This window comes from Janthinobacterium sp. FT14W, assembly GCF_009208755.1.
GTDB lineage: Bacteria > Pseudomonadota > Gammaproteobacteria > Burkholderiales > Burkholderiaceae_D > Janthinobacterium > Janthinobacterium violaceinigrum.
This window is the reverse complement of the sequence record NZ_WFLL01000067.1, coordinates 1-23084: the sequence shown is the minus strand read 5'-3', so window position 1 is coordinate 23084 and position 23084 is coordinate 1. Positions and strand designations below refer to the sequence as shown.

Below are 23084 nucleotides of genomic sequence, written 5' to 3'. Positions count from 1 at the left end.
GGACCGTGAAACAACTTTGCGCCGATGATAGTGCTGCAACCAGTGTGAAAGTAGGTTATCGTCAGGCTTGTTATTCGCAGTAGAGAAAAACCCCGCCAGCCATGGCGGGGTTTTTTTTCGTCTGGCGCTTTGTTGCTAACCGTTGATGGTGCTGTCGGATCCACGCCGGCCTATGTAAAATTCCCATGCAACAGGCGAAAAAAGGCAGCGCTGCGCGCTGCCTTTACTGGCTGATGCTTATTTTTCCTGCAAAACTTGGCGGAACAGCTCATTCAACCTCTCCATGCCCCCGGATTTTTCTTCCTTTTCCAGGCTGAAATGCTCCAGCCTGGACAACTCTGCTTCAATGAATGTATTGAGTTTATCGATGCGTGGCGCCAGCTCTTTTTCCAGTGCGACCTTTTTGCGCTCGAGCAGAATATGGATTTCATCCAGCAAGCTGTCTTCCTTGGGCAGCAGGTGCAGCAAGGCGGCAAATTCGATGGGTGGCGCGCTGCGATAGGTTTCGATCCAGCGCGTAGCCAGCAGAGGGCGCAAGACATAAAAATACTTCTTCAAGGGGACCGTGTCCGCCATCAGATAGCCGCGGTAATTCGTCTTGGCCATGCTGCGGTAATGATAGATTCCCTTTTCCAGTGTGTAGACGGTATCGAGCAAGGCCTGGATGCCCATCCTGAAACCGCCTTTTTCCATGTATTGGATCGGCGACTGTATCCATTCGATGACGGCAGGATTGGAGCGCCAGAAGAGCTGCAGCGCCTTGCGCACATCCCAGCCATTCAAGTCGATATCATCGACGATCGGATATTCGATGACGTCGCGCTTGTCTTCCAGGTCGACACTCAGATACCATTCTTGCGGGCGCGCGTAGATAAAACGCACATCGAAGTCGCTGTTTGGCGAGGCAAATCCCCAGGCGCGGCTGCCCGATTCAATCGCCATTAAAATCCGCACGCCCTCCTTCTTTTCCACGGCCGCCAGGCGGCGCATGATCTCTACTCGTATTTCTTCTGGAATCATCGTTCTCTCTTCTTAGTTGCTTGAGGATACTTTATCCCAGTCGAGGGTAAAGCGGGCCAGGTATTTCTTGAGCCGGTCCGCATCGTTCGGCCTGGCTTTCGCTTCGCGCGAAACGGCATACAGGGTACGGCCTGCATCGGACAGGCTGTTCGATTCCCGGCATACCTTGATCACTGCCTGCAGCTGCAGCGCATCGAACAGGTCGAGTTGCGCGGCTGCCGCCTCTCCCATGATTTCTGCCAAATCCACTTCCGGATTATCGTTCTGAGTAACATGATGCTGCCACATGCGTTTCAGGCGCCTGATTTCTTCGTCGACCACGCCATCCGTGATGCGGCCCGCTTCCGACAAGGTGGCCAGGCGCGTGACGGCGGCGGATAAATCGCGGAAATTGCCTTTCCATGCCGAGGCGGGCAAGGTGGCAAAGCGCATGAAGCGCTCGCGCGCCTCCTTGTTGAAGCGCACGCGTTCCCCGGTCTCCACACCGTATTGCGCCAGCAGGTATTCCAGGTTCGGCTCGATGTCTTCCGGCCGCTGCGCCAGGCCCGGCAAGGCATAGGTCCACAGGTTGATGCGCGCATACAGGTCTTCGCGGAAGCGGCCGGCCGCCACCTCCTTGCCCAGGTCGCGGTTGGTGCCGGCGATCAGCTGGAAGTCGCTTTGCACCTCGGTGTCCGCACCGACGGGGAAAAAGCGTTTTTCCTCGATCGCCTTCAACAGCATGGCCTGCTCGTCGAGCCCCAGTTCGCCGATTTCATCGAGAAACAGCAAACCCTTGTGGGCACTGCGCAGCAAGCCTGGCCGGTCCGCGCCCGCACCCGTGAACGAACCCTTGATATGGCCGAACAAGGTGGAGGCGGCGCCGTCGCCATGCAGGGTGGCGCAATTGAGGTCGACGAATTTGCCGTCGATCTGGTGCCGCGATTTTTTCAGCTCATAGACGCGGCGCGCGAGGAAGGATTTGCCGGCGCCGGTGGGGCCCATCAACAGCATGGGTGCCTTCGATTTGATGGCGACGCGCTCGATCTCCTCGATCATGCCATTGAACTTCGCATTGCGCGTGGCGATGCCGGACTTCAGGAAGGCCACGCCTTCGGCCTGCTCGCGCGTAAAGCGCTGGGCGATCTGGTCGTAGCGCGACAGATCGAGGTCGATCAGCGCGTAGCTGCCGGGATTGCCGGCGGCCTGGCGCTTGGGCGGCGACGTTTGCAAGAGGCGGCCCGGGAAATAGCGTGCTTCCGTCATCAGGAACATGCAGATCTGCGCCACGTGGCTGCCGGTGGTGATGTGGATCCAGTACTCTTCCTTGTCCGGATCGAAGGGGTAATTATTGGCGAAATCGTAGAGTGCACCGTACACGTTCTCGAAGTCCCAGGCATCGCTGATGGGCAGTGCGTGCGCGTTCAATGCGGTTTCCGGCGAGACGCTGGCGATATCCTGCGACACCTGGCGTACCAGGTTTTCAAATTGCTGCCCCGCGTACAGCAGCTCGAATCGGTCGATGATCTTGTCCTCGTGCTGGGTCAGGGCGATGCTGGGACGCCACTTTTCCCAGCGTGCCGCTCCTTTGCCACCGTCGAGCTGGGTGCCGAGAAAGCCGATGACGACGGTACGTTTTGCTTGCATATATGAGATAAAAATTTATCTGAAAAGATAATTATATCGGAATATTGAATCTTGTTTATTTTTTCTCGGAATGGCAGGATGAAGATATTTATGAACAAAATCAATGACTTGAAAGGTTTTTCGGTAAATTCCGGAAAGCTGGCACAGCACTTGCAATACAGGAGGTAGCAACGAGATAAACATTGAGAGCAGAGAGAAGAAAAATGGCCAACGTCCAGTTATTCCAGCGCACACAGCAAGCCCTGCCACTGCCAGCGGCGCTGGCGCGCAATGCAGAAGGCGCACCGGCGTATGCGCTGACGCCGCGGCATCAGTTGGCGCAATATGCGGCCACCGGCTGTCTGAACACCACGTTTTATGCCAGCGCCGAAGCGCAGCTGGCGACGGTGCTCGAGCTGTGCCAGGCTGTCGAGCCGGCCTTCATTGCACAGACGGCCGTGTATTGCCGCGAACGGGGCTACATGAAAGACATGCCGGCCTTGCTGGTGGCCGTGCTGGCGGGCCAGGGCGCGGCAGAATTTCCGCAGGCCTTCCGGCGCGTCATCAATAACGGCAAGATGCTGCGCAACTTCGTGCAGATCATGCGTTCGGGCGCCATCGGTCGCAGGTCGCTGGGATCGCGTCCGAAAAAACTGGTGCAGGCTTGGCTGAACGGCGCGTCGGAGCAGGCCTTGCTGGCCGCTGCCGTGGGCAATGCCCCGTCGCTGGCCGACGTGGTGAAGATGGTGCATCCGAAACCACAAGAAGCGTGGCGCGCGGCGTTTTTTGCCTGGCTGATCGGCAAGCAATACACCGCCTCGGATTTGCCGCCGGCACTGGCCGCGTTCGAGGCCTACAAGCTTGATACGGCGCGATCGATACCGGAAGTGCCGTTCCAGATGCTGACGGCGCTGCCCCTGTCGGCCCAGGACTGGGCGCAGATTGCCCGCCAGGGCAGCTGGCAGATGGTGCGCATGAACCTGAACACCTTTGCCCGCCATGGCGTGTACGATATTGGCGGCATGCCGGAACTGATCGCCGCCAAGCTGCGCGATCCCGAGGCGATCGGCCGGGCGCGCGTGTTTCCCTACCAGCTGATGTCGGCGTACATGGCGGCTGGCGAAAACGTGCCGGCCATCGTGCGCGCTGCGCTGGAACAGGCGCTCGAAGCATCGCTGCAAAACGTGCCGCAGATCGCGGGCAAGGTGGTGGTGTGTCCCGACGTTTCCGGTTCGATGTCCGCGCCCGTCAGCGGTTTTCGCGGCAGCGCCACTTCGAGTGTGCGCTGCATCGATGTGACGGCGCTGGTGGCGGCAGCCATGCTGCGCAAGAATCCGGATGCCGTGGTGCTGCCGTTCGAGCACAGCGTCGTGCAGTGCGGACTTGGCGCGGATGACAGCGTGATGGTGAACGCTGCCAGGCTGGCGGCCATCGGCGGTGGCGGTACCAATTGCAGCGCGCCGCTGCTGCGCATGAACAGCAGGAAGGAGCTGGCCGACCTGGTGATCTATGTGTCCGATAACGAATCGTGGATCGACGCCACGCGCAGCGGCGCCACGGCGACCATGGGACAGTGGCATGTCTTCAAGCAGCGCAATCCGCAGGCAAGACTGGTGTGCATCGATATTTCGCCGCATGCCACCACGCAGGCGATGGAGCGCGAGGATATCTTGAATATCGGCGGCTTTTCCGACGACGTCTTCAAGATCATCGCCGCCTTTGCCGCTGGCCGGCTGGACCCCGCCCACTGGGTGGGAGAAATTGCCGCCATCGATATGGCAGAAAGTTGTTGAAGCAAAGCGCATGAATGCGGGCAGGACTACATAAGAAACGTCCTGTCCAAGCTTGTCATGCGCCGTAGTGCCCCGAATGCCGACAGGATTACATCGATCAGCCGCGTCAAACCGGCCTGGCAGGCGCAATGCGTCTGCCAGAAATCCTGTCCCCCCTGGTCGGGTTGTCGTACTGATGAATGCCGGTGGAACTACATCCCGGGCCGATGCGTCGGCAGCTGTTTCACCAATCCTTGTCATCACCCCCTATACAATAGAAGAAGAGAATAGCGATGAAAAACGAAGAATACGAAGTCCTGCATACCGAAGGCAGCCGTCCCGTCAAAATGTGGACGCGTGGCGTGCCTGTCGAAGAAGCGGCCAAAAAACAATTGCGCAACACGGCGACCCTGCCGTTCATTTACAAGCATATCGCGGTCATGCCGGACGTCCACCTGGGTAAGGGGTCGACCATCGGCAGCGTGATTCCCACCCTGGGCGCCGTGATTCCGGCGGCGGTGGGCGTGGATATCGGCTGCGGCATGATGGCGGCGAAAACCACGCTGACGGCCAGCGACTTGCCTGATAATCTGGGCCCCCTGCGCAGCGCCATCGAACGCGCGATTCCGCACGGGATGTCGCCGAAGACGCGCGGCCACCGTGGCCGCGACGAAGGTTCCTGGCATACGCCGCCATCGGCGGTCGATGCGGCGTGGCTGCAGCTGAAAGACGAATTCGATGCGATCTGCCTGAAAACGCCAAAGCTGAAGAACACGAATAATTATCGCCACCTGGGTACCCTGGGAAGCGGTAACCACTTCGTCGAAGTGTGTCTCGACGAGCAGGGTTCGGTGTGGTTCATGCTGCATTCCGGTTCGCGCGGCGTGGGTAATGCCATCGGCACCCATTTCATCGAACTGGCCAAGCAGGATATGCGCACCCACTTCATCAACCTGCCCGACCAGGATCTCGCTTACCTGGCCGAAGGAACGCAGCATTACGACGATTACGTGGAAGCGGTGGGCTGGGCCCAGCGTTTCGCCCGCAACAACCGCGAAGTGATGATGCAGAACCTGATCGCTGCCGTGCGCACGGTCATCCATAAACCGTTCCAGACGCATGTGGAGGCCGTCAACTGCCACCATAACTATGTGCAGAAGGAGCACCACTTCGGCAAGGATGTATTGATCACGCGCAAGGGCGCCGTGTCGGCCCGCGCGGGCGAGCTGGGGATCATTCCGGGTTCCATGGGCGCCAAGAGTTTTATCGTGCGCGGTAAAGGCAATGCGGACAGTTTCCATAGCTGCAGCCACGGCGCGGGACGCACGATGAGCCGCACGGAAGCGAAGCGGCGCTTCAACCTGGACGACCAGATCCGCGCCACGCAAGGCGTGGAATGCCGCAAGGATGAAAACGTGATCGATGAAATTCCGATGGCCTACAAGGATATCGATGCGGTGATGCTGGCGCAGCGCGAACTGGTCGACGTGGTGCATATCCTGAAGCAGGTCGTCTGCGTCAAAGGTTAAAAGAGAGAAAGCAGAGATGATAGAAATAGATGGAGCGCAAGGTGAAGGCGGCGGGCAGATTTTACGTTCGGCGCTGAGCCTGTCGATGATCACGGGGCAACCGTTCCGGTTAATTAACATTCGCGCGGGGCGGGACAAGCCCGGCTTGCTGCGCCAGCATCTGGTGGCCGTGCAGGCGGCAGCCGCCATTTGCGGGGCGCGCACGACGCCGGTGGCGCTGCGCGCAGCTAGTCTGGAATTCGTACCCGGCCCCGTGCGCGGTGGCGACTACCGCTTTGCCATCGGCAGCGCCGGCAGCTGTACCCTGGTCTTGCAAACCTTGTTGCCAGCGCTGCTGCATGCGGATGCGCCATCTACCGTGCGCATCAGTGGCGGCACGCATAATGCCATGGCGCCGCCCGTGCATTTCCTGCAGCGCGCGTATGGCCGCATCCTGGGACAGATGGGCGCCGAAGTGGAGATCGCGCTGCAACGCTACGGCTTTCACCCTGCGGGCGGCGGCGAAGTGATTGCCACCGTGCAACCGTGCCCGCGTTTGCTGTCCATTGCCTTGCTGCAGCGTGGCGAACGGCAGGCCGGTTTTGCGGAAAGCGTGGTGGCGGGCGTGCCTGTGAACGTGGCGCAGCGCGAACTCGAGCGTGTCGCCGGCGGCATGGGCTGGAGCGGCAAGCAGTTGCGCATCGTCGGCTTGCCTGTCGACGAGGGACCGGGCAATGTCCTGTTGCTGACCCTGGAGCATGAGCACGTCACGGAAGTGTTTACTTCCTTTGGCGAAAAGTCCTTGCTGGCCGAATCCGTGGCCAAGCGCCTGTTGAACGAGGTGCGCGCCTATCTCAAGACAGATGCGGCTGTGGGCGAGCACCTGGCCGACCAGCTCTTGCTGCCGATGGCGCTGGCGGGCGGCGGTGTCTTCAGTTGCAGCAAGGTGTCGCAGCATGCGCTGACGAATGCCGAGGTGATTTCCCGGTTTTTACCCGTGCGTATCACTTTCGACCAACTGGAGCGGGCCAGCATCTGCACGGTGGCCGCCGCCTGACGCGCGCGGTGACACACGTCACTGTTGCAGCTGTTCCAAATTGATACATGGATGGCTGGATGTGGGGCATGTATGCATGGCATGGCATTTGCTCTTCTTGGATATTCACTAAAAAAACCAAGGAGACCAGCATGACCTATTCCATCCGTACCTTGCTCGGCGTGGCCGCCGCAGGCGCCGTTGCCCTCACTTCCCTGCTGACCTTGCCGCATGCCTATGCGCATGGCAATGTCACGCCGCAAGGCGTCGATACCACGGGCTTGCCCAAGGTGGGCGACAAATGGCTCGAACAGAACCCGTATCGGGGCAACAAGCTGGCCTTGACGGTGGGCACGTCGGCCTACAACCAGAATTGCGCGCGCTGCCACGGCATCGAAGCCATTTCAGGCGGCATCGCGCCGGACTTGCGCCAGCTGGACCGCGATTGCTTCGGTATCAAGAATGAGACAAAGAAACAGGCGTGCTACAAGGAAACGGACAATTACTATTTGACCACCATCCGCCACGGTAAGGTGCGCAACGGTGCCGTGTACATGCCGCCGTTCGAAGGCGTGTTCAACCAGGAAGCCATGTGGGCCATTAAGACCTATCTGGAAACGCGCCGCGAATCTAATTAAGCCGAACTGATCACGAAGGAGTCCCATGCGTTCATTTCAATTCCGGGGCGTGCGCGCGATGATCTCGCTCGCTTGCCTGGCGCTGTGCGCCGCCGCGCCGGCGCGCGCCGACTGGCAGAAAGTGCAGCAGTCGGGCAGCCTGAAAGTGGCTGTGTACAACGAATTCGCGCCGTTTTCCGACAAGGGCGCTGGCATCGATATCGATATTGCCGAAGCGCTGGCGAAAAAGCTGGGGCTGAAACTGAGCTTGCTGCCATTTCCCGCCGGCGAAAACCTCAACGACGATTTGCGCAATATGGTGTGGAAGGGGCATTACCTCGGTTACGGTCCCGCCGACGTGATGCTGCATGTGCCGGTCGATAAAAAATTGATGGCGGATAACGACAAGGTCGAGATCTTTGCGCCGTATTACGTGGAAACGGTGCGCCTGGCGCGCAGTGCGCACGCCGTGCCGCAATTCGATGGCGTCGCCTCGCTGGCAGGAAAGCGCATCGGCGTGGAAAAGGTGTCGATTGCCGCCATGCTGATGCTGGGGGAAGACAATGGCAAGTACCGCGACGATGTGCGCATCTTCGACACGGCCGCCGAAGCCTTGCAGCAATTGCAGGCGGGCCAGCTTGATGCCGTGCTGGCCAACCGTTCGGAAATCGAGTCCGTACTGAAAAGCGATCCCGCTTTCCCCGTGAACGAAGTGGCGTTCGCCCGCTTGCCGCGTGCGGGCTGGGCCGTGGGCCTGGCCGTCAGCCGCCAGCAGCTCGACGTGGCCAAACTGCTGCAGGCGGCCATGAACGAGATGACAGCCAGCGGCGAATTGAAAGCCATCTTTGACAAATATGGCGTGAAGGAAGCGCGGCCATAGCTGGCCATGCTGATTGGCTAAACAGCCCGCGCTTCGGAAGAGGCGCGGGCTTTTTCTTTTTAGAAATTATATTGGGCGCTAACACCCAGCAACCAATTACGTCCCGGCGCCGCTTCATAGTAGCGCTTGTTGCTGTCGCCGACGATGACGGAACCCACAGAGGTCTTGTCGAACAGGTTATTCAGGCGGGCAAATTCCTTGAAGCGCCAATGGCCCGCGCTTTGCTTGGCATTGAACCGCGCATTGAACACCGTATAGCCGGGTGCCGGTTTTTCGCTGTTGCTGTCTTCCGCATAGACCTGGTTGCTGGCCACGCTTTCCAGCGCCGCGCCAAAACGGTCGAATGTATCTTTCCAGGCCAGTTCCGCAAACAAGTTGGCGCTGGGCACGCCCGGCAAACGGCTGCCCTCTCTGACGGTGCCGAAGCCCTGGTCATACACGGCGTGCAGGCTGGTCAGGGCTACTTTTGCCGTGAACCCATATGCCAAGTTCGAATCCAGCGACACTTCCATACCCTGGCGCAAGGTTTTGCTGGCATTGCGGTAGCTGGTGCGTCCGCCGCTCGATTGATCGACCACCAGCTCGTCGCTGGTCTTGATCTGGAACACGGCCGCATTCACATGCGTGTTGTTGTTGATCCTGGCCTTGACGCCCGCTTCCAGGTTGGTGCTGGTGGCCGGCTTCAAGTTGAAATTGAAGCCGCCGGCCGTACCCGAGTAAAACAGTTCGTTCAGGGTGGGCGCTTCGAAGCCGCGCGCGGCGCTGGCGTACACGTTGACGTTGGGCGTCAGTTTATACAGCAGACCCAGCACCGGCGTCGTATGGCTGAATTCCAGGCTGCCGCTGTCGTCGCCATTGCTGAGGAAGTGGTCGCTGACGGAGACTTTCATCTTGCTGTAGCGCAAACCGGCGCTGAGCAGCCATGGCCCGCTTTGCCATTCCGTCTGGATATACGGATCGAGGCTGGAGACGACATCCTGCTCGTCGCGGCGCAGCTTGCCTTTCACGCCAAACGTGTCGCCGATGAAATTTTCATAGCCGGTGCGGTCGTCGCTGGAGCGGCCGTAGTCGATGCCGATGGTCGTGCTCAGCTTGCCGCCGGCCAACTGGTTCACGTGCAGCCAGTTGGTGTCGATGCCGTAGAACTGACGCTGGAAATCGACCACGCCGCCCGAATGCTTGGCTGGCGCCTGGAAACCCTTGTTGAAGGCCTGATATTGAATCACGTCGCGGTTGCCGCCATACATCGTCACGTGCAGGCGGTCGTCGCCGAACGCTTGTTCGTAGGTGGCGCCGATCTGCTGATGGTCGATGCTCTTGCGCGTGTTGTAGCGGTCAGCCAGGGTGCGTTTCGGATTTTGCGTGTCGCTCGCATCGATTTCGCCGGCGCGCGGGTCGCGGGCAAACGTGGCCCAGGTGGCGCCCAGCGGATCTTGCGTATTTCCCTGATGCAGGCTGTTGGCGACGATGGTCAGCTTGCTGTCCGCATTCGGCTTGACAGTGATCTTGCCGAACGCCTGTTCGCGCGTGGCGGCGCTGTGGTTGCGGAAGCCATCCGTGCGGAAGCGCGAACCGTCGAGTACGTAGCCGATGCCGCCTGCCTGGCCTTGCGCCGAGAGATCGACCTTGCTGGTGCCGTAGCTGCCGCCCGTCACGTCCAGCTCGACGGAGGGCGGATTTTGCCCATCCTTGGAAAACAGCTGGATCACGCCGCCCGAGTGGTTGCCGTAGATGGCAGAAAACGGTCCCCGCAGCACTTCGATGCGCTCGGCCGTATCGAGGTTGAACGTGGCGGCCTGGCCCTGGCCATCGGGCATGCTGGCCGGAATGCCATCGCTGATCAGCTTGACGCCGCGCACGCCGAAGGCCGAACGGGCGCCGAAGCCCCGTGACGAGATCTGCAAGTCTTGCGCATAGTTCTGGCGGTTCTGCACGACCAGGCCCGGCACGGCGGCCAGCGCTTCCGACGCGTTGACGCGAATTTGCCCATCCTGGATGCGGGCGCTGTCGATCACGTCGATGGATGCCGGCACTTCCTGGCTGGGGTGGGCGATGCGGCTGCCGCTGACGACCACCGTATCCATCAGTTGCCCATTGGCGGGGGCTGCTGCCTCGGCGGCAAAGACGTGGGGGGCCAGGGCGGCGCTGCCGGCGGCAAACAGGCTGGCAATGGTGTTCAGGCGGAAACGATGCTGCATGCTGATTCTCCAAGGTGAATAAAAGCCTGCTTGAGCGCGTGTGCGGCACAGGTCTGCATAGTCTTATCAAGCAATATGCCTGCCATGTCTCCATTGGTGGGTTGAAATTATACGCTTGTCAGTGGCACGGCGTTTGCATGCAGCCATCGTCACTTGCGCCGCTCCCGCGCGCTTTTCCTGTGTTTTGCCATTGAAAAGGTGATTATGCCCAACTTCTTCTCGCGCTTGCGCCAGGTTTGCTGGCTGCTGCCTGCGCTCGCCAGCACTGCCATCCAGGCCGCCCCGTTTGCCTATGTTCCCAACGAAAAATCGGGCACCTTGAGCGTGATCGACACGGCGACCGACCAGGTGGTGCGCCAGATTGCGGCCGGAAAACGTCCGCGCGGCATCGCCGCCGACCCCAGCGGACGGCAATTGTTTGTCACGGATGCGGCCAGCAGCGCTTTGCTGCTGATCGATAACGGCGCGGGCGCACCCCTGCGCACGGTGACGCTGGGCAAGTCGCCCGAGGGCGTCAGCGCTTCCCGCGATGGTAAATACGTGGCCGTGGCCGTCGAGGAAAACAATAGCGTGGCCTTGCTCGATGGCCAGACGGGCGTCTTGCTCGCAGATATCAAGGTGCAAGGGCGCAACCCGGAACATGCCGTGTTCAGCCCCGATGGGCATTGGCTGCTGGTCAGCGCGGAAGAGGCCGAGCAAGTCGATGTCATTGATGTAGCGCAACGCCGCCAGGTGGTGTCCATCGCCGTGGGCCTGCGCCCGCGCGGCATCGGCTTCAGCCCCGATTCGGGCCGCGCCTACGTGGCGTGCGAACTGGTCAATGCCGTCTACGTGCTCGACATGGTCACGCGCAAGGCTGTTGCCACTATTCCCGCGGGCAAGAATGCGAATGGCATTGCCGTCCATCCCGGCGGCAAGCAAGTGTATGTATCGAATGGCACGGACGGTACGGTCATGGTCATCGATACGGCCAGCAACAAGGTGACGGCGACGATTCCCGTCGGCAAGCGCCCCTGGAATATGGCCATCACGGCCGATGGTGCCAAGTTGTACGTGGCCAATGGCCGCTCGAACAGCGTTTCCGTCATCGACACGGCCGGCGCACGCAAGGTGGCCGACATTGCCGTGGGTGAATTGCCATGGGGCGTGGTGATTCGCTAGCCCGCATGGAACAGGTGTTCCAGTCTGGCACACCTGTTCCATTGTGCAGCGGCTGCGGGGCCGCGCAGGGCAAGGAGGGTGCTGGCCCGGATTGCAACAGCCTGCTTCAGCCTTGTTCAAAATGCAAACAGCGCCACGCCCTCCTTTCATGCCCCGGGCATGCGAGGAAAAGCGGGCCGGTATGGACGCCACGCCCTTGTAACGAGGGTAAAACCCGCTAAGTTTGTAATGGGACGGCGAGCTGGCACGGCATTTGCGAAAGACTCCGTGTACTCACCCCATCTGTACCAGGACGTTTAATTTTAATTAAGTAATTCCATTCTAATTAACCCGATAGAGGACGACATGAATCTCGCAGACATCAGCAAACTGGGCGTAGCCAATCCCTTCAAACAACGCTATGACAATTACATTGGCGGCAAATTCGTTGCACCAGTAAAAGGTGAATACTTTCCTAATATTACCCCGATCACGGGCTTGCCGTTTTGCGAAATCGCCCGTTCCACGACGGAAGACGTCGAGCTGGCGCTGGACGCCGCACACGCCGCCAAGGAGGCATGGGGCAAGACTTCGCCGGCCGAGCGCGCCAATATCCTGAACCGCATCGCCGACCGCATCGAACAGAACCTGAGCCTGATCGCGACGGCGGAAACCATCGACAATGGCAAACCGATCCGCGAAACGATGAATGCCGACATTCCGCTGGCCATCGACCATTTCCGTTACTTCGCCGGTTGCATCCGCGCGCAGGAGGGTTCCGTCGCACAAATCGATGCGGAAACCTATGCCTATCACTACCATGAGCCGCTGGGCGTCGTGGGCCAGATCATCCCGTGGAATTTCCCCATCCTGATGGCCGTGTGGAAACTGGCACCTGCCCTGGCGGCAGGCAATTGCGTGGTGCTCAAGCCTGCCGAGCAGACACCTGCGTCCATCATGGTGTTGGTCGAGCTGATCGGCGACTTGCTGCCGCCGGGCGTATTGAACATCATCAACGGTTTCGGCCTGGAAGCGGGCAAGCCGCTGGCGTCGAGCAAGCGCATCGCCAAGATCGCCTTTACGGGCGAAACGGGCACGGGCCGCTTGATCATGGGCTACGCGGCGCAAAACCTGATTCCCGTCACCCTGGAACTGGGCGGCAAGTCGCCGAACATCTTCTTTGAAGACGTGATGGATGCGGACGACGATTATTTCGACAAGTGCCTGGAAGGTTTTGCGATGTTTGCGCTGAATCAAGGTGAGGTATGCACCTGCCCATCGCGCGTGCTGATCCAGGAATCGATCTACGAGAAATTCATCGAACGTGCCTTGAAGCGCGTGGCCGCCATCAAGCAGGGCAACCCGCTCGATTCTTCCACCATGATCGGCGCCCAGGCGTCGCAGGAACAATTGGAAAAAATCCTGTCCTACCTCGACATCGGCCGCCAGGAAGGCGCCGAAGTGCTGGCCGGCGGCGAGCGCAACACGCAGGCAGGCGACCTGGAGGGCGGCTACTACGTGCGTCCGACCGTGTTCAAGGGCAATAACAAGATGCGCATCTTCCAGGAAGAAATTTTCGGCCCCGTCGTGTCCGTGACCACCTTCAAGGACGAGGCCGACGCGCTGGCGATTGCCAACGATACCTTGTACGGCCTGGGCGCCGGCTTGTGGACGCGCGACGGTTCGCGCGCCTTCCGCATGGGACGCGCGATCCAGGCGGGCCGCGTGTGGACCAATTGCTACCACCTGTATCCGGCTCACGCCGCGTTCGGCGGCTACAAGCAATCGGGTATCGGCCGCGAAAACCACAAGATGATGCTCGACCACTACCAGCAAACGAAGAACTTGCTGGTGAGCTATAGCCCGAAAGCGCTGGGCTTCTTCTAAACCGGCAACAGGCGCCGCGCTTGCAGGCCAGGCGCGGCGCGCAGAAAGGGATGCCATGAGTACAGCAATTGCCCGGGTGGTCGCCACCGATGCGGCGCTGGAAATGATGGACAAGTTGCGCCAGCGTCACGGCCCGCTGATGTTTTTCCAGTCGGGCGGCTGCTGCGACGGCAGTGCGCCCATGTGCTACGCGCTGGGCGAGTTCGATGTCAGCGATACCGACATTTATCTCGGCAATTTGAATGGCACACCGTTCTACATGGGACTCGAGCAATTCGAGTACTGGGAGCATACCCAGTTGATTATCGATGTGGTCGATGGCAATGGCGGCATGTTTTCACTCGACAACGGCACGGGCAAGCGCTTCCTGACGCGCTCGCGCCTGTTCACCGATGAAGAGTGCGCCTTGCTGCATGCCCAGCCGCATGAGCACCGCAAGACTTGATACACACATACTAATAAAACAGAGGGAGATGATTGTGCAGAAAAAAATCATGGGGATACTCGTCAGCCTGAGTCTGGTAGCGCCGGCATCGCTCGTTCACGCAGCGGATGCGGGCAATGTCACTACCGCCATGCTCGACAGCACGGCGAAGAATCCGGCCAGCGTCCTGTCGTTCGGCATGGGCACGCAGGGCCAGCGCTATTCGCCGTTGACGCAGATCAATGACAAGACCGTGGCCAAGCTGGTGCCGGCCTGGTCGTTCTCGTTTGGCGGTGAAAAACAGCGGGGCCAGGAATCGCAGCCGCTGATTCACAACGGCAAGATGTTCGTCACGGCATCGTATTCACGTATTTTTGCCGTCGACTTGAAAACGGGCGCCAAGCTGTGGAAGTATGAGCATCGCTTGCCGGACGGCATCATGCCCTGCTGCGACGTGGTCAACCGCGGTGCCGCCCTGTATGGCAACCTGGTGATCTTCGGCACGCTCGATGCATACCTGGTGGCGCTGGACCAGAATACGGGCAAGATCGTCTGGAAGGAGAAAGTTGACGATTACGCGGCCGGCTACTCGATGACGGCCGCACCGCTGATCGCCGAAGGCTTGCTGCTGACGGGTGTGTCGGGCGGGGAATTCGGCATCGTGGGCCGGGTCGAAGCGCGCAATCCCATGACAGGCGACCTGGTGTGGAGCCGTCCCACGGTAGAGGGCCATATGGGCCACCGCTACGACAAGGATGGCAAGGCCATCGATAACGGCGTGTCCGGCACCGTGAACAAAACCTGGCCGGGCGACCTGTGGAAAACGGGCGGCGCCTCGACGTGGATGGGCGGCACCTACGATCCGCAAACCAAGCTCGCGTACTTTGGCACGGGCAACCCGGCACCGTGGAACAGCCACTTGCGTCCCGGCGACAACCTGTATTCGTCATCCACCGTGGCGCTCGACGTGAAAACGGGCCAGATCAAGTGGGCGTATCAGAACACGCCGAACGATGCCTGGGATTTCGACGGCGCCAACGAGTTCGTCACTTTCGACATGGATGGCAAGCGCTATGGTGGCAAGGCCGACCGCAACGGTTTCTTCTACGTGATCGATGCCAGCACGGGCAAGCTGCAGAACGCCTTTCCGTTTGTGAAGAAAATCACCTGGGCCAGCAGCATCGACCTGAAGACGGGCCGGCCGAACTACATCGCCGCGGGCCGCCCTGGCGACCCGACCAAGGGAGAGGAAGGCAAGAAGGGCACGACCGTGTTTGCCGCACCGGCTTTCCTCGGCGCCAAAAACCAGATGCCGATGGCGTACTCGCCGCAAACCAAGCTGTTCTACGTTCCCGCGAACGAATGGGGCATGGATATCTGGAACGAGCCGATCAGCTACAAGAAGGGCGGCGCCTTCCTCGGCGCGGGCTTCACCATCAAGCCCCTGTTTGACGACTACATCGGCGCCATGCGGGCCGTCGATCCGAAGACGGGCAAGATCGTCTGGGAAATCAAGAACAACGCGCCGCTGTGGGGCGGCGTGATGAGTACGGCCGGCAACCTGGTGTTCTACGGCACGCCGGAAGGCTTCCTGAAAGCCGTCGACGCGAAGACGGGCAAGGAGCTGTGGAAATTCCAGACGGGCTCCGGCGTCGTGGCGCCGCCCGTCACCTGGCAAGATGGCGACACGCAATATGTGGCCGTCGTTTCCGGCTGGGGTGGCGCCGTGCCGCTGTGGGGCGGCGAGGTGGCGAAGAAGGTCAACTTCCTGGAACAGGGCGGTTCCGTGTGGGTCTTCAAGCTGGCATCGAAGTAACGGGGTGAAGCATCCGGGCCACTCGGATGGGTGTCTCCCTGTCCGCCGGATGTTTTCTTTTTGCTGACGGCGCAGGCCGTCAGTTTTTTGTTTACCTGTCCGCCCGCTATGCCTGCTTGCGGTCAAAAAATGAACACTAGCAGTGGCGGTTGATCCGCTGCTGCACAAGTGAAATACGCTTTTTCTCTTTCTCCCTCTGAGCCGCGCTGGGCACGCTTATTGCCAAAGCTTGAGGTACATCAATCACTGATGTGCACACTAAAAACAGAGAAGAAAGAGGAGAAGAAATGAACACATGGATCAAGCTGGGGAGCCTCGGTGTCATGACAATCGCAGCGGTGGGACAGGCGCAAGCCGTCGATATCAAGGCTGGCGACTGGACCGTGTCGGTGGGCGGCATCGTCAACGCCTATTACATGCAAGTGTCGTGTTCGGGCGACGCCGTGGGCGGGCTGGCGCTGGGCGGCCAGGCGCTCGGTTGCGGCGGCGAGAAGGACCGTACCACCATCGGCAATGGCTTGCTGCCGAATGGCTTGATCACCTCGGCAAGCTCGCGGCTGGGCGAGTACGACGTGAAAGCCTTGATCGGCATCTACAACTCGACGGCCACGGACAGCGCCATCAGCCAGAACAGCGTGGTCGATGTGCGCCAGGCCTTCTTTACGTTTGGCAATGAACAGATGGGCACTTTCAAGCTGGGCCGCGACTACGGCATCTTCGGCGCGAATGCGATCCTGTCCGACATGACCTTGCTGGGCTCGGGCGCACCCGTGCAGGCCACGCAGCGGGGCCGGGTGACCCTGGGCCATATCGGCGCCGGCTACACCTACTTGGGCAACTATGGCCAGATCATGTACAGCTCGCCGAAGTCGGGCGGCTTTGGCGCCGACGTGGCACTGGTCAGCCCCGTGTCGGACACGCCCATCGTGGCAGGCTCGACCTATTCCTCAAAGTCGAGCCCGCAAGTGCAGGCGCAGCTGACCTATGCGCAGGAAGGCTTGAAAGCCTGGCTGGGCGTGAAGTCGCAAAAATTCACGTCGAAAACGCCAGGTGTCGATGACTTGACCATGCGCGGCGTGGAAGTGGGCGGTTCATACCAGATGGGCCCGGCTGGCGTGCTGGTCAATTTCCAGGGCGGCAAAGGGCTGGGCATCTTGTCCGATGCGGACCAGGGCGATACCAAGTCAAAAAATTGGCTGCTGCAAGGCACGTATAAAACGACGGACAAGCTGAAGCTGGGATTGTCCTACGGCATCAGCAAGAACGACGACAACACGGCCGGCACGGGCGGCTTGAAGTCGAACGCCAACCTGACCCTAGGCGCGTATTACTCGCTCAACAGTGCGATCACCCTGGTGGGCGAGCTGGGCCAGACGCGCTCGAAAGGATTTGCCGGCGGCGAGGCGAAGATGAATGGCGTGTCCCTGGGCGGCATTATTTTCTTTTAACTCATCAACGCGGCGCCTTGCGACAAGGCGCCGCACGGAGCGTAGTGCATGCGGATAATGCGGTTGTTTATCGGTTGCTGGCTATTCCTGTTTATCCTGGGACAGGCGTGGGCGGGCGTGCTCACGAAGGCGGAGCTGGCACGGCGCTTTCCTGTACCCATCGTCGTGGGCGAGAAGGAAGCCGACTTGCCCGTCTGGCCCCTGTTCAAGCAAAACGCCACGGCTACCGAACTGGTAGGCTACGTTTTTGAATCCGTGGACCTGGCGCCGATTCCCGGCTTTTCCGGCGTGCCCGTCAATCTGCTGATCGCCATCGATCCGCAAGGCCGCTTCCTGGACGTGGCGGTGCTGTCGCAGCACGAACCCGTATTTCTCGATGGCCTGGGCGAAGCGCCGCTGCTTCAGTTCGTCAAACAGTACCAGGGCTTGTCGCTGAAACAGAATATCGCCATCGGCGCCCGGACGAAACGGGCGACCGATGCCAGCCATGCCGATATCGATGGCGTGTCGAAGGCCACGGCCTCCGTGCGCATCATCAATCAGAGCGTGCTGGCGTCGGCCTTGAAAGTGTCGCGTAAAAAACTGGGTTTTGCGCAGGGCCGCGATCCGGACCAGATCGCCCGCATCCGCATGGATGTGTTTGAAAAGCGGGATGTCGCGCAAATGTTGAAGCAGGGCTTGATCCAGCATGTACGACTGAGCAACAAGGAGGTGGAAGCCCTGTTTGCGGGCAGTGGCGGCGCGGGACTCGATACGGAAGCCATGCGCCAGCCCGATGGCGTGTTCATCGACCTGTACCTGGCCTATGTATCCGTCCCCACGGTGGGACGCAATCTGTTGACGGAACGCAGCTGGAACAAATTGCGCAACCGCCTGGACGAGGGCGATCACGCCATCCTCGTCATGTCGCGCGGGCGCTATAGCGTGCTGGGCGATGATTTCGTGCGCGGTACCGTGCCGGACCGGCTGTTGCTGAAGCAGGATGGCTTGCCCATCGACATGCGTGACCTGGATCTGGAATTGCAGTTGGCGGATACGGCGCTGTTGCCGACGGAAAATGTCACCGTGCTGCGCATCATCAGCCAGGCCGGGCTCGATGCGGCCAGTCCGCTGGCGTTCACGCTGCCCATCACGCGCAGCAAGGGCATCGTGTATCCGGAGCGCATCGCGCGCAACGTGGATGCCAGCTACCGCCTGCCGGCCGGCTTGTATACGGCGCCGCAAGGTGACGATGCCACGTGGCGCGGCACGTGGAAGAGCCGCAAGGCTGAGTTGCTGCTATTGCTCGCCGGGCTGGCGCTGCTGGCCAGTGCATTGGCCAGGCAGAAACGCCTGGTGCGGAATGGCCGGCAATTTTTGTGGTTCCGCCGCCTGTTCCTGTTATTTACCATCGGCTTTATCGGTTACTACGCGCAGGGGCAATTGTCGATCGTCAATATCACGGGCGCCATCCAGGCCTTGCTGGCGGGCCGCAGCCTGGGCTTTTTCCTGTTCGACCCGCTGACGGTGATCCTGTGGGCGTTCGTGCTGCTGACCCTGTTGGTCTGGGGGCGCGGCACGTTTTGCGGCTGGCTGTGTCCGTTTGGCGCCCTGCAGGAATTCACGGGCAAGCTGGGCCAGTGGCTGCGCTTGCCGCAGTGGAAGATCAAGCCGCGCCTCGATGGGCGCTTGAAATGGATCAAGTATGGCTTGCTGGCGGGCATTCTAGGCAGCAGCCTGTTTTCCAGTCAGATCACGGACAAGCTGGTGGAACTGGAACCGTTCAAGACGGCGATCACCCTGAATTTCGTGCGCGCCTGGCCGTTTGTCGCGTATGCCGTGGGTTTGTTGCTGTTCAGTAGTGTTTCCTACAAATTCTTTTGCCGCTACCTGTGTCCGTTTGGCGCGGCGCTGGCGCTGCTGGGGCGCTTTCGTCTGTTCAACTGGGTTCCCCGCCGCCAGGAATGCGGCACGCCTTGCCAGACGTGCCGCCACCGTTGCGAGTATCACGCCATCGTGCCTGGCGGGAAAGTCGATTACGGTGAGTGTTTCCAGTGCATGGATTGCGTGGTGATCTATGCCAGCGATGAAAAATGCGCGCCCTTGATGCTGGAAATCAAGCGTGCCCGCACCATTCCCATCATCCGGGCCGTGACAGAGGAGAGCAGCAATGCAGCGTAGAACGTTTATTTCGGCGGCCATCGGCAGCGTGGCCGGCATCGCAGGCTGGTCTTTGCCGGGCAGCATGGCGCGCGGCACGGTCACGGCGTCCGGCGTGCGGCCTTATCAAGGCGCCGCGCTGGCGTTTGGCACGACCATCGCCGTCACCGTGCTGCACCACGACCAGCGCCAGGCCGAGCTGGCTATCGAAGACGCCTTGCATGCGGCCAGGAATATCGACCGGCTGATGAGCATTTACAGTCCGGCCAGCCAAGTCTTTCAGCTGAACCGCGATGGCCGCCTGGCCCGGCCGGACGCCCACCTGCTGGCCGTGCTGGCGCAGGCGCAAGCGTTGTCGCAATGGAGCGACGGGGCGTTTGATATCACCGTGCAACCTTTGTGGCAGCTGTTCCGTGCGGCAGCAGACGAGGCCAGCTTGCCGACGGACACCTTGCGCCGCGCGGCGCAAGCGCGGGTAGGCTGGCGGCAACTGGCGTGGGATAGGCGGGAGGTGCGTTTTCTGCAAGCGGGCATGGCGCTGACTTTGAATGGCCTGGCGCAAGGTTACGCGGCGGACATGGCGCTGGCAGCCGTGCAGGCACGGGGCATACGGCATGCGCTGCTCGATACGGGCGAATTCGTTGCACGAGGACAGCGCTCCGCGTACCGTCCCTGGACCTTGGGTATCCAGGACCCGCGCGATGCAGAAATCCTGGCGGCCACCTTGAAAGTGGAAGGGCGCAGCGTGGCCACGTCCGGTGACTACGAATGCACATTCACGCCCGATTTCGTGCATCACCACATCTTCGACCCCGCGAAGGGCGATTCGCCGGACGAACTGGCCAGTGTGACGGTGCTGGCGCCCACGGGCTTGCTGGCTGACGGCTTGTCGACGACCTTCATGGTAACGGGAGCCGCGCGCGCACATGCGATGGCTGCGCGGATGGACGGGGTCGACCTGATGACCATCGACAAGCGGGGGCGACGCAAGATGTCGCCCGGCTTTCCCCGTCTACTCTAGGCTATTTCAGGTGCGGTACCTTGCGGTAGATCGTGTTGCGCGAGACACCCAGGGCCCGCGCCGTGGCGGAAACGTTGCCGCCGTGGGCATCGAGCGACTTTAAGATCACGCTGTGTTCCATCTCTTCCAGGTTGGCGCCGGCCGCGATCATGCGGTCCGTGCTGGCGCTGGCGGCGTGGGCTTGCGTCATCTCAATATCGTCGAGGAAATCATCGGGCATGTGGCGCAAACAGATTTCATGTTCGTCGCCCGCCATGACGATGGCCGTGCGCAACAGATTGGTCAGTTGGCGGAAGTTGCCTGGCCATTTATGCTGGTGGAACATGCGCAGGATGTCGGGTGCCACCGCATAGCGCGTGTCGGGCGCTTCCGTTGCGAGGATTTTCTTCACGACCGTGTCCAGGTCCGTGCGCTCGCGCAGCGGCGGCAGTTTGACGACCAGCCCGTTCAGGCGGTAATACAGGTCTTCGCGGAACAGGCCCTTGGCCATGCGTTCGCGCAAGTTGTGATTTGTGGCGCAAATGAGTTCCACATTGACGGTGATCGATTTGCTGCTGCCCAGGGGCGTGACCATGCGTTCCTGCAGCACGCGCAACAGGCGCGCCTGCAAGCCAAAGGGCATGTCGCCGATTTCATCGAGGAACAGGGTGCCGCCATTTGCTTGCAGAATCTTGCCTATCGCCCCTTTTTTGCGCGCGCCCGTAAAGGCGCCGTCTTCATAGCCGAACAGTTCGGATTCGATCAGGCTTTCCGGGATCGACGCGCAGTTGACGGCGATAAACGGTCCCATGGCCCGTGGCGAGTCGTTGTGGATGGCTTGCGCCAGCAATTCCTTGCCCGTGCCTGTTTCGCCCATGACGAGGATGGGGATGTCGCGCCCCAATACCTTGTTGACCTTTTCAATGACCAGTTCCAGCTGCGGATCGCCCGTGCGCAGGTAGCGCAGGCCGGACAGGCGGCGCGCTGCGTTGGCTGCATGGCTGGCTGGCGCTGGAACCTGGGCCGGCACGGCGTTGATATCGCTATGGTCCGTACTGGCGGTAAAGCCATGCTGGAAGACACTATTGGCCAGGCGCAACTGGGCGCGCCCATACACGCGCACGCCGCTGTGCATGCACAGGTTCAGCAAACCTGGCGCGGCCGTGCGGTAATGGTCGTACAGGGCGGACACGGGCAAGCCGAACAGGGAGCTGAAGGTATGTGATTGCAGCGCGGCAAATGACAGGCCCAGCTGGAACAAGCCGTTTTTATTGGCGGACAAAAACCGCCCGCCCGGCGTGAACGAGGCGATGCCTTCCATCAAGGTGCCGATGAATTCGGGGCGCGCATGGAAGTGCACGGTGATGGCATCTTCGAAAGTGGCGGAAAACAGCTGATTTTCGATCATCAGCGCCGACATGCGCACGAGGGCCATCGTATGCTTGTGGAAACTGCGCTGGTCGCTCGAGACGTCCAGCACGCCGATGACATTGCCCCGGTGGTCGGTAATCGGGGCCGCGGAGCACGTCAGGAAATGATTGGCGGCCAGGTAATGCTGGTCTGCATGGACCAGGGTCGGTACTTTTTCCGTGATGGCCGTGCCGATGGCATTCGTGCCGCGGCTTTGTTCCGACCACGCCACGCCTGGCTGCAGGGCCACCCGGTTGGCTTTTTCCAGGAAATCATCATCGCCCAGCGAATGCACGATCACGCCGTTGGCATCCGTGAGAATTACCATATTGTGGGTGTTGACGATTTGCTGGTACAGGGTTTCCATGGCCGGCAGCGCATGCGTGTGCAGCATGCGGTTTTGCTCGATCAGCAAGGACAGATCCGATTTGCCGGCGGGCGTAAAGTCGGGCGTGGCCGTGGGCGACAGGCCAAAGGCGACGGAACGCTGATGGGAAGTTTCGATGATGACGGGGACGTTGTCTTGTCCTGCCGGTGTGGTGTTCGCATCTGCAATAGACGAAAACGGTGCGCTACGGTAAGTAGCTGAAGGTTGATACATGATCTCGTTGCCTCCGTTGGGCCCTGTACTGCGGCGCTCTTTTGAATATCGAGAGTGTTCCATAATGTAGCACCTGTCACAGATGGGAGCAAAGCAAAGCGAGCCGGACTGTCCCCGGTGTTGCTGCCAGGCCCAGGGTTGCTCCCATCGGTGGACAGTGCATAGACAGACATAAGCAAGTGCGGTGCCAGGGCTGTTTCAGGAAGCGCGGAAAAATAACGCTTGCGGGGCGTGCGGGGCACGGCTATAATTTGCCCCCTCGCTGAACGACGCATGCAAATGCCGAGTAAAGCAGGGTGAAAAAAGAAGGTTGACGAAATGACCGAAACGCTTCATACTCTTCCTTCTTCGCAGCTGACAAACACAACGCTTTGTCGATAGCGCGAAAGCAGTAAGTAAGCAGTACCGAATACAGTTCTTTAACAATTAACAGTCGATAAGTGTGGATATTTGATGCAGTGCAGCAGCGATCTTCGGATTGCTGTCAAACTTAAAATATCAAATGTTCACGAAGAAATAAATGAAATAGGACGCTTCGCAAGAAGTGGCCTGTCAGTTGTTTTTGAAGTGAGCGACCCGTCAG

The 23084-nt window shown here is 60.3% G+C and carries 16 protein-coding genes; 12 read left to right on the top strand and 4 right to left on the bottom strand.

Features of this window, described 5'->3' with window-relative positions:
- Positions 1–237: 237 nt before the first annotated feature.
- On the bottom strand, positions 238–1020 hold the full coding sequence (locus GCN74_RS26465) for a nucleotidyltransferase domain-containing protein (RefSeq protein ID WP_152259419.1): 783 nt from the start codon (positions 1018–1020) through the stop codon (positions 238–240).
- 12 nt (positions 1021–1032) lie between these two features.
- The gene (gene rtcR / locus GCN74_RS26460) at positions 1033–2646 is read right to left on the bottom strand and encodes an RNA repair transcriptional activator RtcR (protein ID WP_152259418.1); all 1614 of its coding nucleotides are present in this window, start codon (positions 2644–2646) and stop codon (positions 1033–1035) included.
- Positions 2647–2849: 203 nt separating this feature from the next.
- Here rtcR and GCN74_RS26455 point away from each other — a divergent pair, with 203 nt between their 5' ends.
- From GCN74_RS26455 to GCN74_RS26435, 5 genes are all read left to right on the top strand, one after another.
- Positions 2850–4418 carry a vWA domain-containing protein gene (locus GCN74_RS26455; protein WP_152259417.1) on the top strand — a complete coding sequence of 523 codons (1569 nt, stop codon included), beginning with the start codon at positions 2850–2852 and terminating at the stop codon, positions 4416–4418.
- A gap of 272 nt (positions 4419–4690) precedes the next feature.
- On the top strand, positions 4691–5926 hold the full coding sequence (locus GCN74_RS26450; RefSeq protein ID WP_152259416.1) for an RtcB family protein: 1236 nt from the start codon (positions 4691–4693) through the stop codon (positions 5924–5926).
- 16 nt (positions 5927–5942) lie between these two features.
- On the top strand, positions 5943–6962 hold the full coding sequence (rtcA, locus tag GCN74_RS26445; RefSeq protein WP_152259415.1) for an RNA 3'-terminal phosphate cyclase: 1020 nt from the start codon (positions 5943–5945) through the stop codon (positions 6960–6962).
- A gap of 131 nt (positions 6963–7093) precedes the next feature.
- Positions 7094–7579: a cytochrome c-550 PedF gene (gene pedF, locus GCN74_RS26440; protein ID WP_035824926.1), complete on the top strand. Its 486-nt coding sequence runs from the start codon at positions 7094–7096 to the stop codon at positions 7577–7579.
- Between the two features lie 25 nt (positions 7580–7604).
- Complete coding sequence (locus GCN74_RS26435) at positions 7605–8438, top strand: substrate-binding periplasmic protein (RefSeq protein WP_152259414.1); 834 nt, start codon at positions 7605–7607, stop codon at positions 8436–8438.
- A 59-nt stretch (positions 8439–8497) separates the two neighbouring features.
- Here the strand turns inward: GCN74_RS26435 and GCN74_RS26430 are convergent, their stop codons facing one another.
- The gene (locus GCN74_RS26430; RefSeq protein WP_152259413.1) at positions 8498–10636 is read right to left on the bottom strand and encodes a TonB-dependent receptor family protein; all 2139 of its coding nucleotides are present in this window, start codon (positions 10634–10636) and stop codon (positions 8498–8500) included.
- A gap of 204 nt (positions 10637–10840) precedes the next feature.
- Here GCN74_RS26430 and GCN74_RS26425 point away from each other — a divergent pair, with 204 nt between their 5' ends.
- From GCN74_RS26425 to GCN74_RS26395, 7 genes are all read left to right on the top strand, one after another.
- Entirely contained in the window at positions 10841–11797 is a 957-nt protein-coding gene (locus tag GCN74_RS26425) for a beta-propeller fold lactonase family protein (protein ID WP_152259412.1), read from the top strand.
- Positions 11798–12142: 345 nt separating this feature from the next.
- On the top strand, positions 12143–13663 hold the full coding sequence (adh, locus tag GCN74_RS26420) for an aldehyde dehydrogenase (RefSeq protein ID WP_152259411.1): 1521 nt from the start codon (positions 12143–12145) through the stop codon (positions 13661–13663).
- Between the two features lie 55 nt (positions 13664–13718).
- Complete coding sequence (locus GCN74_RS26415) at positions 13719–14108, top strand: DUF779 domain-containing protein (protein ID WP_152259410.1); 390 nt, start codon at positions 13719–13721, stop codon at positions 14106–14108.
- Between the two features lie 49 nt (positions 14109–14157).
- Positions 14158–15903, top strand: coding sequence for a PQQ-dependent methanol/ethanol family dehydrogenase (locus GCN74_RS26410; RefSeq protein ID WP_152259409.1), 1746 nt, complete (start codon positions 14158–14160; stop codon positions 15901–15903).
- Positions 15904–16190: 287 nt separating this feature from the next.
- Complete coding sequence (locus tag GCN74_RS26405; RefSeq protein WP_152259408.1) at positions 16191–17351, top strand: porin; 1161 nt, start codon at positions 16191–16193, stop codon at positions 17349–17351.
- A 57-nt stretch (positions 17352–17408) separates the two neighbouring features.
- The gene (locus tag GCN74_RS26400) at positions 17409–19511 is read left to right on the top strand and encodes a 4Fe-4S binding protein (RefSeq protein ID WP_226939243.1); all 2103 of its coding nucleotides are present in this window, start codon (positions 17409–17411) and stop codon (positions 19509–19511) included.
- Positions 19501–20511, top strand: a complete 1011-nt coding sequence (locus GCN74_RS26395; protein WP_152259406.1) for an FAD:protein FMN transferase — start codon at positions 19501–19503, stop codon at positions 20509–20511. The genes GCN74_RS26400 and GCN74_RS26395 overlap by 11 nt, the downstream gene beginning before the upstream one ends.
- Position 20512: 1 nt before the next feature.
- Here GCN74_RS26395 and GCN74_RS26390 read toward each other — a convergent pair whose 3' ends face one another.
- Positions 20513–22501, bottom strand: coding sequence for a sigma-54-dependent Fis family transcriptional regulator (locus tag GCN74_RS26390; RefSeq protein ID WP_226939242.1), 1989 nt, complete (start codon positions 22499–22501; stop codon positions 20513–20515).
- Between the last annotated feature and the right edge of the window lie 583 nt (positions 22502–23084).

Excerpts from the sequence above, each read along its gene's own strand:
- GCN74_RS26465 (WP_152259419.1), bottom strand. The coding sequence starts at position 1,020 with ATGATTCCAGAAGAAATACGAGTAGAGATCATGCGCCGCCTGGCGGCC.
- rtcR (WP_152259418.1), bottom strand. The coding sequence starts at position 2,646 with ATGCAAGCAAAACGTACCGTCGTCATCGGCTTTCTCGGCACCCAGCTC.
- GCN74_RS26455 (WP_152259417.1), top strand. The coding sequence starts at position 2,850 with ATGGCCAACGTCCAGTTATTCCAGCGCACACAGCAAGCCCTGCCACTG.
- GCN74_RS26450 (WP_152259416.1), top strand. The coding sequence starts at position 4,691 with ATGAAAAACGAAGAATACGAAGTCCTGCATACCGAAGGCAGCCGTCCC.
- rtcA (WP_152259415.1), top strand. The coding sequence starts at position 5,943 with ATGATAGAAATAGATGGAGCGCAAGGTGAAGGCGGCGGGCAGATTTTA.
- pedF (WP_035824926.1), top strand. The coding sequence starts at position 7,094 with ATGACCTATTCCATCCGTACCTTGCTCGGCGTGGCCGCCGCAGGCGCC.
- GCN74_RS26435 (WP_152259414.1), top strand. The coding sequence starts at position 7,605 with ATGCGTTCATTTCAATTCCGGGGCGTGCGCGCGATGATCTCGCTCGCT.
- GCN74_RS26430 (WP_152259413.1), bottom strand. The coding sequence starts at position 10,636 with ATGCAGCATCGTTTCCGCCTGAACACCATTGCCAGCCTGTTTGCCGCC.
- GCN74_RS26425 (WP_152259412.1), top strand. The coding sequence starts at position 10,841 with ATGCCCAACTTCTTCTCGCGCTTGCGCCAGGTTTGCTGGCTGCTGCCT.
- adh (WP_152259411.1), top strand. The coding sequence starts at position 12,143 with ATGAATCTCGCAGACATCAGCAAACTGGGCGTAGCCAATCCCTTCAAA.
- GCN74_RS26415 (WP_152259410.1), top strand. The coding sequence starts at position 13,719 with ATGAGTACAGCAATTGCCCGGGTGGTCGCCACCGATGCGGCGCTGGAA.
- GCN74_RS26410 (WP_152259409.1), top strand. The coding sequence starts at position 14,158 with ATGGGGATACTCGTCAGCCTGAGTCTGGTAGCGCCGGCATCGCTCGTT.
- GCN74_RS26405 (WP_152259408.1), top strand. The coding sequence starts at position 16,191 with ATGAACACATGGATCAAGCTGGGGAGCCTCGGTGTCATGACAATCGCA.
- GCN74_RS26400 (WP_226939243.1), top strand. The coding sequence starts at position 17,409 with ATGCGGTTGTTTATCGGTTGCTGGCTATTCCTGTTTATCCTGGGACAG.
- GCN74_RS26395 (WP_152259406.1), top strand. The coding sequence starts at position 19,501 with ATGCAGCGTAGAACGTTTATTTCGGCGGCCATCGGCAGCGTGGCCGGC.
- GCN74_RS26390 (WP_226939242.1), bottom strand. The coding sequence starts at position 22,501 with ATGTATCAACCTTCAGCTACTTACCGTAGCGCACCGTTTTCGTCTATT.